12 protein-coding genes are annotated in these 15,889 nt (G+C 40.2%); 5 read left to right on the top strand and 7 right to left on the bottom strand.

What is annotated here, in order from left to right:
• Nucleotides 1-19: 19 nt before the first annotated feature.
• Nucleotides 20-1,195, bottom strand: coding sequence for a Na+/H+ antiporter NhaA (gene nhaA, locus P3L44_RS03240; RefSeq protein WP_004905642.1), 1,176 nt, complete (start codon nucleotides 1,193-1,195; stop codon nucleotides 20-22).
• A gap of 389 nt (nucleotides 1,196-1,584) precedes the next feature.
• On the opposite strand from nhaA, the gene P3L44_RS03235 reads away from it, so the two are divergent.
• Nucleotides 1,585-2,433, top strand: coding sequence for an EamA family transporter (locus P3L44_RS03235; RefSeq protein WP_140172078.1), 849 nt, complete (start codon nucleotides 1,585-1,587; stop codon nucleotides 2,431-2,433).
• A 115-nt stretch (nucleotides 2,434-2,548) separates the two neighbouring features.
• Nucleotides 2,549-3,949, top strand: a complete 1,401-nt coding sequence (locus tag P3L44_RS03230; RefSeq protein WP_272661681.1) for an amidohydrolase — start codon at nucleotides 2,549-2,551, stop codon at nucleotides 3,947-3,949.
• A 67-nt stretch (nucleotides 3,950-4,016) separates the two neighbouring features.
• On the opposite strand, the gene dnaJ is transcribed toward P3L44_RS03230, so the two are convergent.
• Entirely contained in the window at nucleotides 4,017-5,153 is a 1,137-nt protein-coding gene (gene dnaJ / locus P3L44_RS03225; RefSeq protein ID WP_109911858.1) for a molecular chaperone DnaJ, read from the bottom strand.
• 111 nt (nucleotides 5,154-5,264) lie between these two features.
• The gene (gene dnaK, locus P3L44_RS03220) at nucleotides 5,265-7,181 is read right to left on the bottom strand and encodes a molecular chaperone DnaK (RefSeq protein WP_272661682.1); all 1,917 of its coding nucleotides are present in this window, start codon (nucleotides 7,179-7,181) and stop codon (nucleotides 5,265-5,267) included.
• A gap of 336 nt (nucleotides 7,182-7,517) precedes the next feature.
• Here dnaK and satP point away from each other — a divergent pair, with 336 nt between their 5' ends.
• Nucleotides 7,518-8,084, top strand: a complete 567-nt coding sequence (gene satP / locus P3L44_RS03215) for an acetate uptake transporter (RefSeq protein ID WP_004905651.1) — start codon at nucleotides 7,518-7,520, stop codon at nucleotides 8,082-8,084.
• 78 nt (nucleotides 8,085-8,162) lie between these two features.
• On the opposite strand, the gene mog is transcribed toward satP, so the two are convergent.
• Together mog and tal are read right to left on the bottom strand one after the other, a co-directional pair.
• Nucleotides 8,163-8,744 carry a molybdopterin adenylyltransferase gene (gene mog, locus P3L44_RS03210; protein WP_004905653.1) on the bottom strand — a complete coding sequence of 194 codons (582 nt, stop codon included), beginning with the start codon at nucleotides 8,742-8,744 and terminating at the stop codon, nucleotides 8,163-8,165.
• A 191-nt stretch (nucleotides 8,745-8,935) separates the two neighbouring features.
• Nucleotides 8,936-9,889 (bottom strand): transaldolase, encoded by a 954-nt coding sequence (gene tal, locus P3L44_RS03205; RefSeq protein ID WP_036958561.1) that lies wholly within the window; start codon nucleotides 9,887-9,889, stop codon nucleotides 8,936-8,938.
• A 385-nt stretch (nucleotides 9,890-10,274) separates the two neighbouring features.
• Here tal and yaaA point away from each other — a divergent pair, with 385 nt between their 5' ends.
• Together yaaA and P3L44_RS03195 are read left to right on the top strand one after the other, a co-directional pair.
• Entirely contained in the window at nucleotides 10,275-11,051 is a 777-nt protein-coding gene (yaaA, locus tag P3L44_RS03200; RefSeq protein WP_004905658.1) for a peroxide stress protein YaaA, read from the top strand.
• 191 nt (nucleotides 11,052-11,242) lie between these two features.
• Nucleotides 11,243-12,235, top strand: coding sequence for an aldo/keto reductase (locus tag P3L44_RS03195; protein WP_140172075.1), 993 nt, complete (start codon nucleotides 11,243-11,245; stop codon nucleotides 12,233-12,235).
• Nucleotides 12,236-12,283: 48 nt separating this feature from the next.
• On the opposite strand, the gene P3L44_RS03190 is transcribed toward P3L44_RS03195, so the two are convergent.
• The gene (locus tag P3L44_RS03190) at nucleotides 12,284-12,706 is read right to left on the bottom strand and encodes a DUF411 domain-containing protein (protein ID WP_125891909.1); all 423 of its coding nucleotides are present in this window, start codon (nucleotides 12,704-12,706) and stop codon (nucleotides 12,284-12,286) included.
• A gap of 45 nt (nucleotides 12,707-12,751) precedes the next feature.
• Nucleotides 12,752-15,889 (bottom strand): efflux RND transporter permease subunit, encoded by a 3,138-nt coding sequence (locus P3L44_RS03185; RefSeq protein ID WP_272661683.1) that lies wholly within the window; start codon nucleotides 15,887-15,889, stop codon nucleotides 12,752-12,754.

Raw genomic sequence — 15,889 nt, 5'->3', positions numbered from 1 at the left:
ATTACACAATAAGCTTGTACTAGGTTAGTTCTTTTTGTTTCGGTAACACTACTCTTAACATAAAGTAACCTAAAAATGCAGCTAGCGTAGAACCAATCAAGATTCCTAGGCGCGAATAGGTACTATACACCTCATCCAGCCCATCAAATGCGAGGCCGGTTATAAAAATAGACATAGTAAAACCGATCCCACACAGTACAGAAACGGCAAAAACTTGTTTTAAGTTAATCGACTCTGGCAATTTTGCAAACCCAAGTTTTACCGAAATCCAACTAAACAGAAAAATCCCAATTGGCTTACCCAAAATTAGCCCCGCAGCGACTCCTAATGGCAGTGGGCTCAACAAACCTTCAAAAGTCACACCTTGAAGTTGCACACCCGAATTAGCAAACGCAAAAATAGGTAGAATTAAGTAAACAACCCATGGATGTAAAACGTGTTCCAATTCTTCTGAAGGCTTGGTCTGGTTAGTACCATGTAAAGGGATCAAGAAGCCAACAATGACTCCTGCTAATGTGGCATGCACTCCAGACTTCAAAATGCACACCCATAATATTAACCCAATAACTAAGTAAGCCGCTGTATTCTCTACTCTACGCCAATTCATCATACAGAGAATGGCAATACACAGTGCTGACAACCCCAATGCAACCAAGGAAACAGAACTTGTATAGAAAAAGGCAATAATCACGATAACACCAAGGTCATCAATAATAGCTAATGCTAATAAGAACACCTTAAGTTCTGTTGGTACTCGCTTACCTAATAAGGCCATCACACCTAGCGCGAAAGCAATGTCTGTAGCGGCAGGTATTGCCCAACCTTGCTGGGTAACTGCATCTCCACCATTAAATAATAGGTAAATTAATGCTGGAGCAATCATCCCTCCTAAGGCTGCGATTGCTGGAAATATCGCTTTATCACGTCCTGCAAGGGATCCTTCTAATAATTCGCGCTTTACTTCAAGGCCGACCACCAAAAAGAAAATCGCCATTAGGAAGTCATTAATCCATAATATCAGCGGTTTATCTAAACCAAACTCTGATATTTTAATGGATACAGGAATATCTAAAAATTGCTGATAAGCCCCTTGTAATGGTGAGTTAGCCATTATTAAAGCGACTATGGCAGCAATAATCAGAAGTAAGCCCCCTGCTGCTTCTAACCTTAAAAATTTACGAATAATTGCTGTCATATAGTTAACCCCAATGTTTTTTTGAATGTTAATACTATGCTAATTATTAATTCGTAAAAAATCGTTTATTTATCGCTTAACACTCGGAATTACCGACTTATTTGGGTTAGAGATCACGGCAAATGAGAAAAAAACGTTAATTTTACTATAGACAACTTTTATAAAAACAAATAATAAATTTTGTGATAAACAGACTTTATAAATTCAACTTTTCTAGTACATCAAAATTTATCCCTTTTATTTACACAAGAAAAACTTGCCTGTTTCTTTCTTCGATACCTTTTGTAAAAACGATAAATATGGAAGACTATTTACAAAATATTTGCCAAACGTTTCGCAAAACAATGTGTTTAGATTGCTAATAAAATACTAATGATTACAATTTAACGATGACAACTTACGTATTACTTTCTGTGCTGTTTGCAGCTTTTTGCCATGCAAGCTGGAACGCTATAGTTAAATTTGGTAATGACCGTTTTTTCGGCCTAGTCATGATTTCTGTTTTTTCTGGCGCCTTAGCGATACCAGCAATACTTTGGTTAGGCCTACCATCACCAGAAGCTATCCATTGGTTAGCGTTATCGGTACTGTTTCATATTGGCTATACCTATTTTTTAAGTCAGGCTTATACACACGGTGACTTAAGCCAGATTTATCCAATATCACGCGGGTCCGCACCATTAATAACGGCACTATTAGGTGCTTTGCTATTTAATGAGTTAATTCCATTGATGGGACTTATTGGTGTTTTATTCATTATTAGTGGCGTCGTACTGATTGCGTTTGCAGGAAAAAAATTCACATTAAATATCAAGGGGAAAGCTCTAGTTTTTGCCATATCAACAGCCTTCTTCACCGCCTGTTATACCTTATCTGATGGTTATGGTGCCAGAGCAAGTGAAGATCCCGTGACGTATACTCTCTGGCTATTTTTATTAAATGGCATGGTGTTAGCTGTACCTGGTTTTATCAAATACCGAGGAACCTTACTTGTTGGAATTCAACAATATTGGCGTTCAGGGTTACTGGGGGGATTAATGCAGCTCATTAGTTATGGCATTGCTATATGGGCGATGAGCCAAGCGCCAATTGTCATGGTCGCAGCGATTAGAGAAACGAGTGTACTCTTCGCCATGTTCCTATCTATTGCATTTCTCAAAGAAAAATTCAACGTGATGCGAGTCATTGCCTGTGTCGTTATTGTTTTTGGTGTTTTATTAGCAAAATTAAGCCATTAAAAAATTATTATTTTAAATATTCAATCAGTAAGCAATACACTTAGTTTTCTCAAAAATAGTATTAATGTTTTTTCACTCATAATTTTTATATTTTCTCACCAGATATGAGGCCAAAATGTCGTTTTTAAAATCTTTACTGGCTATTTCCATTATTAGTGCTTCTTTTTCTAGCTTTGCAGCTACATCTGCTGACATCATTATTGTAGATGGAACCATCTTAACAATGGATGCCCAGAAACAAGTTATTGACCATGGTACTGTTGTCATCAAAGGTAATAAAATTATTGCTGTTGGTGGCCCTGAGCTGGCTCAAAGTTATCAAGCACCTAGTATCCTAAATGTTGATGGCGACATTGTCATGCCTGGGTTAATTAATACTCATACACATGCATCTATGACCGTTTTTCGTTCTTTAGCCGATGATGTGCCAGACCGTTTACACCGTTATATCTTCCCATTAGAAAACAAAATGGTCTCTCGTGAAATGGTACGTGTTGGCGCAAACCTTGCTAATATTGAAATGATTAAAGGTGGTGTCACAACTTACGTTGATATGTATTATTTTGAAGATGAAGTGGCTAAAACCGTTGATAAAATTGGCTTAAGAGCTGTCCTTGGTGAATCTGTTATTCAATTTCCTGTCGCTGATGCAAAAAATGCAGATGAAGGTATCAATTATGCAGTGAATTTTATCAACCAATACAAAGATCACCCTCGTATCACCCCCGCCTTTGCACCTCATGCACCGTATACCAATACCACAGAGCACTTACAGAAAATCGCAAAATTGTCTCAAGAACTTAATGTGCCAGTGATGATCCACCTTGCTGAAACAGATCGTGAGCAAGAAGAAATCGCCAAACGTACGGGAGGGAAAAGCCCTGTACAATATATGGCTGATATTGGAGCGCTGAATAATAAAGTTATTGCAGCTCACGCAATCATGGTTGATGAAAAAGATATGGATCTCCTCAAGCAGTATGATGTGGGTGTCGCACATAATATCAGTGCAAACACGAAATCTGCTAAGGGGGTAGCGCCGGTCACGACCATGCTTCAAAAAGGTATTCGAGTTGGTTTAGGAACCGATGGTCCGATGTCGAGTAATTCGTTAACAACATTAAATGAGCTGAACTTAGTGGGGAAAATTCACAAACTAGCCAATAAAGATAGAGCGACGATGCCCCCCATTACGGTTGTTGAGATGGCGACCATGGGTTCTGCGCGAGTGTTACATATGGAAGACAAATTAGGCTCTCTCGAAGCGGGGAAATTAGCTGACATCATTGTTATTGATACTAAATCACCAAACATGGTTCCTATGTATAGCCCCTATGCCGCATTAGTCTATGGTGCAAATGGAGCTAATGTTCGCCATACTATTGTTGATGGCAAGGTATTGATGCAAGACCGCCAGCTGCTGACCGCAGATGAAGGCACCATTATTAAAGAAGCTCAAAACTTTGCTAACAAAGTCCGCGAAACCGTAGTTGCAAGTGGTGAAGTCGTAAAATAAGATAAAAAAATGGCTGACTTGGCAATATGCTCAGTCAGCCATTCTAACATTACCAATTATTAACTAATTATTTATTAGTTAAATCATCAAAGAATTTTTTCACGCCATCTAAAAAGCTTTTAGAGCGCGGGCTATTCTTCTCACCGCTCTTTCCACCTAGTGATTCACCAAATTCTTTGAGTAACTCTTTTTGTTTTTCATTCAGCTTTACAGGCGTTTCAACAACAATGTGGCACATTAAATCACCTTGCAAACCACCACGCACCGATTTCACACCTTTTCCTTTCATGCGGAAAATTTTACCGGTCTGAGTTTCTGCTGGGATTTTCAGTTTCACACGGCCATCAAGGGTTGGCACTTCAATTTCGCCACCCAATGCTGCATCAGCAAAGTTAATTGGAACCTCGCAGTGCAGGTTATTACCATCACGCTCAAAAATGTTATGAGGTAATACATGAACCTGAACGAATAAATCTCCTGCTGGTGCCCCGTTTTCTCCGGCTTCACCTTCTCCTGACAAACGCACACGGTCCCCCGTATCTACGCCTGCTGGAATTTTAACTGACAGTGTTTTATATCTTTCAACACGGCCATGACCATGACATTTGTTGCATGGGTCTTTGATTACTTTACCGCGACCGTGACACGTTGGACAAGGCTGTTGTACAGAGAAAAAGCCTTGTCGCATATGGACTTGGCCCATACCGTGACATGTTGAGCACGTATCCGCACTGGTTCCCGGTTTCGCCCCATTACCATGACAAACATCACAGGTTTCTAAGGTCGGAATACGGATTTCTTTGGTCACTCCACGGACAGCCTCTTCAAGAGTCAGTTCCATGTTGTACTGTAGGTCAGAACCACGGCTTGGGCGCTGCTGTCTGCGGCCACCTCCAAAAATATCACCGAAGACGTCACCAAAGATATCACTAAAGTCAGCGCCACCACCAAAGCCGCCGCCTCCGCCCATTCCGCCTTGCTCAAACGCTGCATGACCATATTGGTCATAAGCGGCGCGTTTTTGCTCGTCAGAAAGAACTTCGTAAGCTTCTTTAATTTCTTTAAATTTACCTTCTGATTCTTTATCCCCCTGATTACGGTCGGGGTGATGCTTCATCGCTAAGCGCTTATAAGCACGCTTAATATCTTTATCCGATGCATTTCTTTCGAGGCCTAATACCTCATAAAAATCTCTTTTTGCCATTTAATTTTACCCTTAACATGCGGAACGGGCGTAGAGTTTCCTCGACGCCCGTATCCGGTATCAGTAACCATTAACTATCATTTGCTATAGCTACTGCGCCCGCTAAGGGCATTATTTTTTGTCTTTGTCGTTAACTTCTTCGAATTCAGCATCAACAACATCATCATCTTTTTTCGCTTCTGCGCCAGCGCCAGCTGCACCGCCCGTTTGAGCTTCTTGCTGTGCGATTTCCAGAAGTTTTGCAGATGCCGTGACTAAAGCTTGGATTTTCGCTTCAATATCCGCTTTGTCTTCACCTTTTGCTGCTGCTTCTAATTCAGAAGTTGCTTTTTCGATACTCGCTTTATCTTCAGCTGGTAATTTATCACCAGCTTCTTCGATTTGTTTACGAGTACCGTGAACTAATTGGTCAGCTTGGTTACGAACCTGAACTAGCTCTTCAAATTTACGGTCAGCTTCAGCGTTTGCTTCTGCGTCACGTACCATTTTTTCGATTTCCTCATCATTCAGACCTGAAGAAGCCTTAATGGTGATGTTTTGCTCACGTCCACTATTTTTATCTTTAGCAGAAACATGCAAGATACCATCCGCATCGATATCAAAAGTCACTTCGATTTGTGGCATACCACGTGGTGCAGGTTGAATACCATCTAAGTTAAACTGCCCCAGTGATTTATTGTCACTTGCGCGTTTACGCTCACCTTGCAGAACATGGATAGTTACCGCTGCTTGGTTATCTTCAGCTGTTGAGAACACTTGGCTATGTTTAGTTGGGATAGTGGTATTCTTCGCAATTAACGAAGTCATCACGCCACCCATGGTTTCGATACCTAAAGACAGAGGAGTTACGTCAAGTAACAGAACGTCTTTAACATCACCCACTAAAACACCACCTTGAACTGCCGCACCCATTGCAACTGCTTCATCTGGGTTAACGTCTTTACGTGGTTCTTTACCAAAGAAATCAGCAACAACTTTTTGAACCATTGGCATACGTGTTTGACCACCAACTAAGATAACATCGTTGATTTCGCTCACGCTTAAGCCTGCGTCTTGCAGAGCAACTTTAACTGGCTCCATAGAACGCTTAACTAAATCTTCTACCAGTGACTCTAATTTCGCACGAGTCACTTTAATATTCATGTGTTTAGGACCTGTTGCATCTGCTGTAATATACGGCAGGTTAACATCTGTTTGTTGTGCAGAAGACAGCTCAATTTTCGCTTTTTCTGCAGCTTCTTTCAGACGTTGCATTGCTAACGGGTCGTTACGCAGGTCAACACCTTGTTCTTTCTTAAATTCTTCAACTAAGTAGTTGATTAAACGTGTATCAAAGTCTTCACCACCTAAGTGTGTGTCACCATTGGTAGCCAGAACTTCATACGTTTTTTCGCCATCAACTTCATCGATTTCGATGATTGATAAGTCGAATGTACCACCACCTAAGTCATAAACCGCGATAGTACGGTTACCAACTTCTCTGTCTAAGCCATATGCTAATGCAGCTGCTGTTGGTTCGTTAATGATTCGTTTTACTTCTAAACCAGCAATACGGCCAGCATCTTTAGTCGCTTGACGCTGAGCATCGTTAAAGTAAGCAGGCACAGTAATAACTGCTTCTGTTACTGGCTCACCTAAATAGTCTTCTGCTGTTTTCTTCATTTTTTTCAGAACTTCAGCTGAAACTTGTGGTGGAGCCATTTTTTGGCCTTTCACATCTAACCAAGCATCGCCGTTATCAGCCGCAATGATTTTATATGGCATGATAGAAACGTCGCGCTGAACTTCTTCGTCTTGGAAACGACGACCAATCAAACGTTTGATTGCAAATAAAGTATTTTCTGGGTTAGTCACAGCCTGACGTTTTGCTGGCTGACCAACTAAAATTTCACCATCTTGAGTGTACGCAATGATGGAAGGAGTAGTTCTATCACCTTCGCTGTTCTCCAGAACACGAGCTGTAGTACCATCCATAATTGCAACGCATGAGTTAGTTGTACCCAAGTCGATACCAATGATTTTACCCATCTAAAACGCCTCCAAAGGAATTCTTTTCACTATGATTTCGATATCAATCTATATGAGGCTCAATATTTCATTTTCAAGGGAGTTTTCACTCTGAGCCTAAATTATTTTTCAATACGCAATAATTTGGATTGATATCAGTTGATGCTTTTAAGATGGGGTCACAAATTCATTCATCAAGGGGGAGAATCAAAAAAATTTGCATTTATTGCAAAAAAACCTGTCTTGTGATCATGGTTTAAACAATTAAAACTGCGTATGATGCGCCGCCGCTGTCACTTTGGCAAAACCTTTTTGTTTTTTATCTATTTGAATTTTTTATATTTTACCAGAGGTTATATGCAGTCTAGCTCTCTTGCAAATCCAGGCCCACTTGGTTTACTAGGCTTTGGTATGACAACCATCCTACTGAATATTCATAATGCAGGTTTTTTCCCTCTTTCATCCGTTATTTTAAGTATGGGCATTTTTTATGGTGGTATTGCTCAATTTATTGCGGGTCTGATTGAATACAAAAAAGGCAATACATTCGGTGCAACTGCATTTACCTCTTACGGTATGTTTTGGATTGCATTAGTGGGGTTATTATTTTTGCCTTCAATGGGATTAGCCGAAGCAACTTCACCTGAGTTTTTAGGTGTTTTCCTCGCTATTTGGGGAATTTTTACCTTTTTCATGTTTTTAGGAACCTTCAAAGCTAATTTTGTTTTGCAATTTGTCTTTGGTAGCTTAACTGTATTATTCGCTTTATTAGCGATTGGCAATATTACGGGAAATGCAGCATTACTAAAATTTGCTGGTTTTGAAGGAATTATCTGTGGCGCTAGCGCATTTTATTTAGCGGTCGCAGAAATATTAAATGAGCAATATGGCAAAACGGTATTACCGATTGGCCAACGTGGTTAAATTTAACTAACGTATGTGATTTTATGCATTAAATATTATTAATCAGGTGAGCTAAGCCTCACCTGATTACATCGCAAACTATTCAGGACGAATTGCGGATTTAGGCCTAAATGCCTTCACAACCGTAGGGTCTGTTTCTACATATGGGCCGTCAAGCAATTGAATACAATAAGGAACACTGGCAAAAATACCAGAAACTACCACATTCCCTTCTTTGTCTTTTAAACCTTCCAGAGTTTCCGCGATCGCTTTAGGCTGCCCAGGTAAATTTAAAATCAAAGCCTGGTTGCGTATTACCCCTACTTGGCGTGACAGTATCGCAGTAGGGACGAACTTTAGGCTAATTTGGCGCATTTGCTCGCCAAAACCTGGCATTTCACGGTCTGCAATCGCAAGGGTTGCATCAGGCGTGACATCACGGCGAGCAGGTCCTGTGCCGCCTGTGGTTAGGACTAAATGGCAAGCAAACTCATCCACCAGCTCACATAATGTTTGCTCTATCATGATTTGCTCATCAGGGATCAGGCGAGTTTCGATACGAAAAGGGGTTGTCAACGTTTTCGCTAACCACTCTTCTAATGCGGGAATGCCTTTGTCTTCATAAATACCACTCGAAGCACGATCAGAAACGGAAACCAGACCTATGCGCAATTCATCCATACAAACCTCAAAGAAATTATTCAATCAAAAACTGTTCACTTAATAATAAACAGGGGCAATATCATACCATGATGAACGATTGCATAAAGCGCCCTTGATTTTATATCTTGAAATTGAGAACTAACTCAATGAAAAATAGGTATAAAAAAACCCAACCAACTGGCTGGGTTTGAAAGAAAAAACGAAACAAATTACAGTAAATCTGCAATCATTTTTTCCAGTTTTTCTTGGTCTACTGCAAACTTACGGATACCGTCAGACAGTTTATCAACCGCCATTGGATCTTGGTTGTGCTGCCAATAGAACTCAGCTTCAGTCAACTTAGCGCCTGGCTCTTTAGTTTTACCTGTATCAGTCAGTTTACGTACTAATTCACCTTGTGATTCAGACAGCTCTTTTAATAAGCCTGGAGAGATAGTTAAACGGTCACAACCTGCTAGTTCAATGATTTCACCCACGTTACGGAAGCTTGCGCCCATAACCACAGTTTTATAACCGTGAGCTTTGTAGTAGTTGTAGATTTCAGTAACAGAAACCACACCTGGGTCTTCATGTGGTGCGAATTCTTTCTTATCTGTATTCGCTTTGTACCAGTCAAGAATACGGCCCACAAATGGAGAAATCAGGTATACGCCCGCTTCCGCACAAGCACGCGCTTGAGCAAAAGAGAATAATAAAGTCAGGTTACAGTTAATGCCTTCTTTTTCCAGTTTCTCTGCAGCACGGATACCCTGCCAAGTTGAAGCCAGTTTAATCAGAATACGGTCATTGCTGATGCCTGCATCGTTATACATTTTGATTAAGTGACGCGCTTTAGCAATACAAGCTTCTTCATCATAAGACAGGCGCGCATCAACTTCAGTAGAAATACGACCCGGAACTAATTTCAGAATTTCCAGACCGATATTAACAGCCAGCTTGTCACAAGCATCAACAATTTGTTGCTCGCGATTATTGCTTTGCTTACGAGCCCATTCTACCGCTTCATCAATTAATTTACGGTACTCAGGAATTTGTGCAGCATTTAAGATCAGCGAGGGATTTGTGGTCGCGTCTTGTGGTTTGTAAAGCTTCATCGCTTCGATGTCGCCAGTATCAGCAACAACAGTTGTCAGACTACGTAATGAGGTTAGTTTATCGGTCATTTCTTTAATCTCGTTGTTATACCCGTCATATTCCAAGTTGTAGCGGTGGTTAGCTACCTACAATTCTTGCGACTCTTGTGGTGTTGGCTAACAAACTACAGCTTGAATTACTTTGCGTATTATAAAGGAATTGTGGCTATCGCCGCACCGTCTACAGATAATATCATGCATCTATATTGCTGCAAGCAAGTAAATCTAGTCAAAAGCAACTATTTGATTGGCAATCGGTTTCGCTAGCCAATTAGAAACTGAATCCTTTTAGCTAGTTATATTGTGCTATCATTGTAATAAAGAATAATATTGGTTTGGCTTATCGTATCAATTAGCCAATTAGGAAGAATTTTTGCTAAAGTAAGCAGTATCATTCTTTATAAAGGGTCAAGTCATGCTTATTACAATTTCACCTGCAAAAACATTAGACTACGAAAGCCCACTTGCGACACAGCAGTTTACTCAGCCTGAATTACTTACTGAGTCACAAAAATTAATTAATGTCTGTCGTAAATTAACCCCTGCAGATATTGCCAGTTTAATGAAAATTAGTGACAAGCTTGCGGGGCTCAATGCTGCCCGTTTTGCAGAATGGCATGCGGACTTTACCCCAGAAAATGCACGCCAAGCGATCCTTGCCTTCAAAGGGGATGTGTATACGGGTATGCAAGCAGAAACCTTTTCTCAAGACGATTTTGCGTTTGCTCAATCTCATTTACGCATATTATCAGGTCTTTACGGTATATTAAGACCGCTAGATTTAATGCAACCTTATCGCTTAGAAATGGGAATTCGATTAAAAAATACCCGTGGAAAAGATTTATATGAGTTTTGGGGAGACATCATTACCAAGCAATTAAATCACGCATTAGCGGAGCAAAAAGATCAAATATTAGTCAACCTTGCCTCAGATGAATATTTTAAATCGGTGAATACAAAGAAATTGGATGGGCAAATTATCAAGCCTATTTTCCTTGATGAAAAAAATGGTAAATATAAAGTTATCAGTTTTTATGCAAAAAAAGCGCGGGGTTTAATGAGCCGCTTTATCATCCAAAATAAATTAACGAAAACAGACCAACTAGCTGATTTTAATTTAGAAGGCTATCAATTTGATGAAAGCCAATCTAAAGGTAACGAGCTGGTATTTACCCGCTCAGAGCAAGCCTAATATACAAAACGTGGGGATTGGCACGCAGCCGATACCCACGAATGCCAAAATACTTCACTCTTTTTTCGGGCTCTATCACAATTTACTCATAAACCTTCTAGTCAAGAACAAATTAGCATTGATTCCTCAGCCTACTTTTTAGCTTTATGACAGTATAAATTGAGTTTTACCCACTATTTTGGAGGTGAAGTATGCCTTATGTTGCATCATCAAAGCGCTATACTGAAATGGAATATCGTTTATGTGGCCGTAGCGGGTTACGGTTACCACTGATTTCATTAGGGTTATGGCATAACTTTGGCAATAACAAACCCTTTGATAACTGCCAAGCCATGCTTCGTCATGCTTTTAACCTTGGTATCACCCATTTCGATCTGGCTAATAATTATGGACCACCTCCTGGATCTGCCGAAAGTACATTTGGCCAAATCATGCAACAGGATTTCCTGCCTTATCGTGATGAAATGATCATTTCATCAAAAGCGGGTTTCACTATGTGGGATGGCCCTTATGGTGACTGGGGAAGTAAAAAGTACTTGGTGGCAAGCCTAGACCAGAGCTTAAAACGAATGGGTTTGGATTATGTAGATATCTTTTATCATCATCGGCCTGACCCCAACACCCCATTAGAAGAAACCATGGGAGCGTTAGATCTCATTGTTCGCCAAGGAAAAGCCCTGTATGTCGGGATTTCTAATTACCCAACGAATTTAGCCAAAGAAGCCATTGGTATTCTCAATGAATTGGGAACCCCTTGCCTGATCCATCAGCCGAAATATTCTATGCTAGAACGTACTCCTGAAGAGGGTTTACTCGATTTACTGGAAGAAGAAGGGGTGGGCTCTATCGCATATTCCCCGCTAGCCGGTGGTCTTTTAACTGATCGCTACCTTAATGGTATTCCTGCTGATTCACGCGCGGCAGGCAATCCTTCTTTACCCCCTGAAAGGCTCACTTCAACCATTTTATCAAAAGTTAAACAACTGAACGAATTGGCGATAAAAAGAGGACAAAAGCTAAACCAAATGGCATTAGCCTGGTTGCTTAGACATGATAGGATCACTTCCGTCCTCATCGGTGCAAGCCGTATTAGCCAAATTGATGATGCAATGGGGATCCTAAAAAATCGTAACTTTACGCAAGATGAACTCAAAGCCATCGAATTAATATTAGAAAACGAATAACCCTCATAAGTTGCAGGATATCCTGCAACTTAATGAATTTTATCTCAATTAACGATATTCCCCATTGGCTTTAAACTGCACCACAGAATAAGGCTGAGTACGACCATCTGGTTGTTCCATCCCTAGGCTACCAATTGGCATACCAGGAACAGAAATTCCTACCACATCCGCCGGTAAGGTATCAATAGCATCAAGGCTACTGACAGGAACATGACCAACAATCACTTTGCCTTTATATTTTGCAATGTGGCAACTGCGTAAGTTGTATGGCACATTCAGCTCATCATTTAGTTTGTTCAAGTCATCATAACTGATTTCATTGATCACAACGTCATACCCTGCTTTTTTAACCCCTTCTCCCCATAATTGGCAGCAACCACAGTTTGCATCTTTATACAATTGCACGCTCTGGTTTTGAGAAAATGCAGAAAATGACAGTAAAAACATTCCACCTAAAATTATCTTCTTCATTGCTATTTACCTTATCAATAATAATGACTAGTACTTAAAAAGTGTCTATTTTTTATGGCGTAACTGACAGATTAATTTATAAGCCGCAGGAATGATAAATAGGGATAATAACGGTGCAGTTATCATTCCACCAATCATCGGTGCAGCAATACGGCTCATCACTTCTGAACCGACTCCTGTTCCAAGTAATATTGGCAATAAACCGGCTAAAATTACGGCAACTGTCATGGCTTTAGGGCGAACACGTAAAACTGCACCTTCATATAATGCACGGTCTAAATCTTGGTTTGATAGCTTGCTTATTCCTTGCTGTTTTTCTTTATCTTCGATTGCATGGCGTAAATAAATCAACATAACTACGCCAAATTCAGCCGCGACACCTGCCAATGCAATAAATCCAGTTCCTGTTGCAACTGATAAATTAAAGTTCATCCAATAAAGGAACCAAATCGCGCCCACTAAAGCAAAAGGTAAACTTAATAAAATCAGTAAAGCTTCACTAAATCGTCTAAAGGCTAAATAAAGCAGTACAAAAATAATCATGATGGTCGCGGGAACCATTAACATTAATTTTTGGTTAGCCCTTTCGAGTAATTCAAATTGCCCAGTAAAGGAATAGCTAAGACCCGGCCTCATTTGAATATTATCTTTTATTGCTGTATCAATATCTTTAATAACAGAAACCATATCACGATCACGTGCATCAATATAAATCCAACTTGTTGGTCGTGCGTTCTCTGTTTTCAACATGGGAGCGCCCATATTCACGGAGACATCTGCAACATCACTAAGTACTATTTGCTGTTTGCTTGGCGTTAAAATTGGTAATAACTTCATCGCAGATACACTATTTCGGTAATCTTGAGGATATCTTATGCTAATTGGGTAACGCTCAATCCCTTCAACTGTTTCCCCAATCATTTCCCCACCAGTGGCCATTGAAATATACACTTGTACGTCGCTGACACTCATACCAAAACGAGCCGCTTTTTCTCTATCAATTTTGACATCAATATAGCGTCCGCCTACCAACCTCTCAGCCAAAACTGAAACCACCCCCGGTACCGATTTTGTGACTTTTTCAATTTCTTGGGCTAATGCATCGATTTCTTCAAGATCCCTGCCTGATACTTTAATACCTATAGGGCTTTTGACTCCCGTAGATAACATATCAATACGGTTACGAATAGGTGGAACCCATAAGTTTGCAACCCCAGGTAAACGTACAGTTTCATCGAGCTCATCAATAATTTTTTCGAGTGTCATTCCTTCTCGCCACTGTGCTTGCGGCTTCAAACGTATCGTTGTTTCAATCATTTCCATCGGGGCTGAATCCGTTGCTGTTTCAGCTTTACCAACTTTTCCAAATACCGTATCCACCTCTGGAATAGTTTTGATTAACTTATCCGTATTTTGTAGTAAAAATGCCGCTTGTGCAGGCGAAACACCCGGTAATGTTGAAGGCATATAAAGTAAGTCACCTTCATTAATTGCAGGAAGAAATTCACCACCTAAATGTTTTAATGGCCATATCACCGTAAATAAAGATAAGAAACCAATTAATAAGGTGGTTTTCGGCCACGCTAATACCTTAATTAAAATAGGGCTATAGAGTGAGATCAACCAACGATTCAGTGGGTTTTTATTTTCATTTGGAATATTACCGCGGATCCAATATCCCATTAGAATTGGAATAACAATCAGCGCTAAAGCCGCAGCACCCGCCATGGCATAGGTTTTTGTGAATGCAAGTGGACCAAATAAACGGCCTTCTTGCCCTTCCAACGTAAAGATAGGAATAAAAGACAATGTGATAATTAATAAACTGATAAATAATGCAGGCCCAACTTCAACAGCGGAATCCGTAATAACTTTCCAACGCTGGGCATTATCAATGACTTTATCTTCATTTTCATGTTGCCATTTTTCTAATTTTTTATGTGCATTTTCGATCATAACAATGGCGGCATCCACCATTGCTCCGATCGCAATTGCAATGCCCCCTAACGACATAATATTTGCATTTATTCCTTGGTAGCGCATGACGATAAAGGCAATAAATAATCCAAGGGGCAAAGAAATAATTGCCACGAGAGCAGAACGGAAATGCCATAAAAAAACGGCACACACTAATGCGACAACAATAAATTCTTCTAGTAACTTATAACTTAAATTATCAATCGCGTTATCAATAAGAATGCTTCTATCATAAGTCGTGATAATTTCGATGCCTTCCGGCAAGCTAGCACTTAAATCTTCAAGTTTCTGTTTTACATCCTGAATCACATTACGTGCATTTTCACCAGAGCGAAGCAGAATAATTCCCCCAACGACCTCACCTTCTCCATTTAGCTCAGCAACCCCACGACGCATTTCGGGGCCTTCCTGTATTCGAGCAACATCTTGTAGGTAAATAGGTACACCATTTTCTGGCGTTTTTAGGTAGATTTTATTGAAGTCATCAATAGATTGAAGATAACCACTTGCTCTAACCATATATTCAGCTTCAGCAATTTCAATCGATGAACCACCGGCTTCTTGGTTAGCCATTTCAACGGCCTGTTTTGTTTCAGGTAATGTCACTGAAAATTGGCTGAGCTTGAGTGGGTCAACTAAGATTTGGTAAGATTTAACCACACCGCCAACGGTTGCCACTTCTGAAACATTAGGCAAAGCCTTCAATTCATATTTCAAAAACCAATCTTGTAATGAACGTAGTTCTGCTAGATTATGTTTTCCAGTTTTATCCACTAAAGCATATTCAAAAATCCAACCAACACCTGTCGCATCAGGGCCAATGGAGGCTACTGCACCTTTGGGTAATTGGTTTTGGACTTGATTTAAATATTCTAAAACTCGTGAACGAGCCCAGTATAAATCTGTATTATCTTCAAAAATAACATAAACATATGAGTCACCAAATGCAGAAAACCCCCGTACCGTTTTTGCTCCTGGCACAGATAGCATCGTCGTCGTTATCGGGTAGGTAACTTGGTTTTCGACCAGTTGCGGAGCTTGCCCTGGATAAGTGGTTTTGATAATCACTTGTACATCAGATAAGTCAGGTAATGCATCAACTGGTGTACTGCGAATGCTCCAAATACCCGCAACGACTAAAAACACGACTCCTATTAACACTAGAAATCGGTTAGCAACCGAGCGTCTTATAATCCATTCCAACAT

It is taken from the genome of Providencia sp. PROV175 (assembly GCF_032707045.1).
GTDB lineage: Bacteria > Pseudomonadota > Gammaproteobacteria > Enterobacterales > Enterobacteriaceae > Providencia > Providencia hangzhouensis.
The sequence above is the reverse complement of the archived record's forward strand: the minus strand, read 5'-3'. Positions and strand labels throughout refer to the sequence as shown.

Bases quoted from the DNA above. Each gene is read 5' to 3' on its own strand.
- dnaJ (WP_109911858.1), bottom strand. From the start codon at position 5,153: ATGGCAAAAAGAGATTTTTATGAGGTATTAGGCCTCGAAAGAAATGCA.
- P3L44_RS03190 (WP_125891909.1), bottom strand. From the start codon at position 12,706: ATGAAGAAGATAATTTTAGGTGGAATGTTTTTACTGTCATTTTCTGCA.
- nhaA (WP_004905642.1), bottom strand. From the start codon at position 1,195: ATGACAGCAATTATTCGTAAATTTTTAAGGTTAGAAGCAGCAGGGGGC.
- P3L44_RS03235 (WP_140172078.1), top strand. From the start codon at position 1,585: ATGACAACTTACGTATTACTTTCTGTGCTGTTTGCAGCTTTTTGCCAT.
- dnaK (WP_272661682.1), bottom strand. From the start codon at position 7,181: ATGGGTAAAATCATTGGTATCGACTTGGGTACAACTAACTCATGCGTT.
- yaaA (WP_004905658.1), top strand. From the start codon at position 10,275: ATGCTTATTACAATTTCACCTGCAAAAACATTAGACTACGAAAGCCCA.
- P3L44_RS03195 (WP_140172075.1), top strand. From the start codon at position 11,243: ATGCCTTATGTTGCATCATCAAAGCGCTATACTGAAATGGAATATCGT.
- P3L44_RS03230 (WP_272661681.1), top strand. From the start codon at position 2,549: ATGTCGTTTTTAAAATCTTTACTGGCTATTTCCATTATTAGTGCTTCT.
- tal (WP_036958561.1), bottom strand. From the start codon at position 9,889: ATGACCGATAAACTAACCTCATTACGTAGTCTGACAACTGTTGTTGCT.
- mog (WP_004905653.1), bottom strand. From the start codon at position 8,744: ATGGATGAATTGCGCATAGGTCTGGTTTCCGTTTCTGATCGTGCTTCG.
- P3L44_RS03185 (WP_272661683.1), bottom strand. From the start codon at position 15,889: ATGTTGGAATGGATTATAAGACGCTCGGTTGCTAACCGATTTCTAGTG.
- satP (WP_004905651.1), top strand. From the start codon at position 7,518: ATGCAGTCTAGCTCTCTTGCAAATCCAGGCCCACTTGGTTTACTAGGC.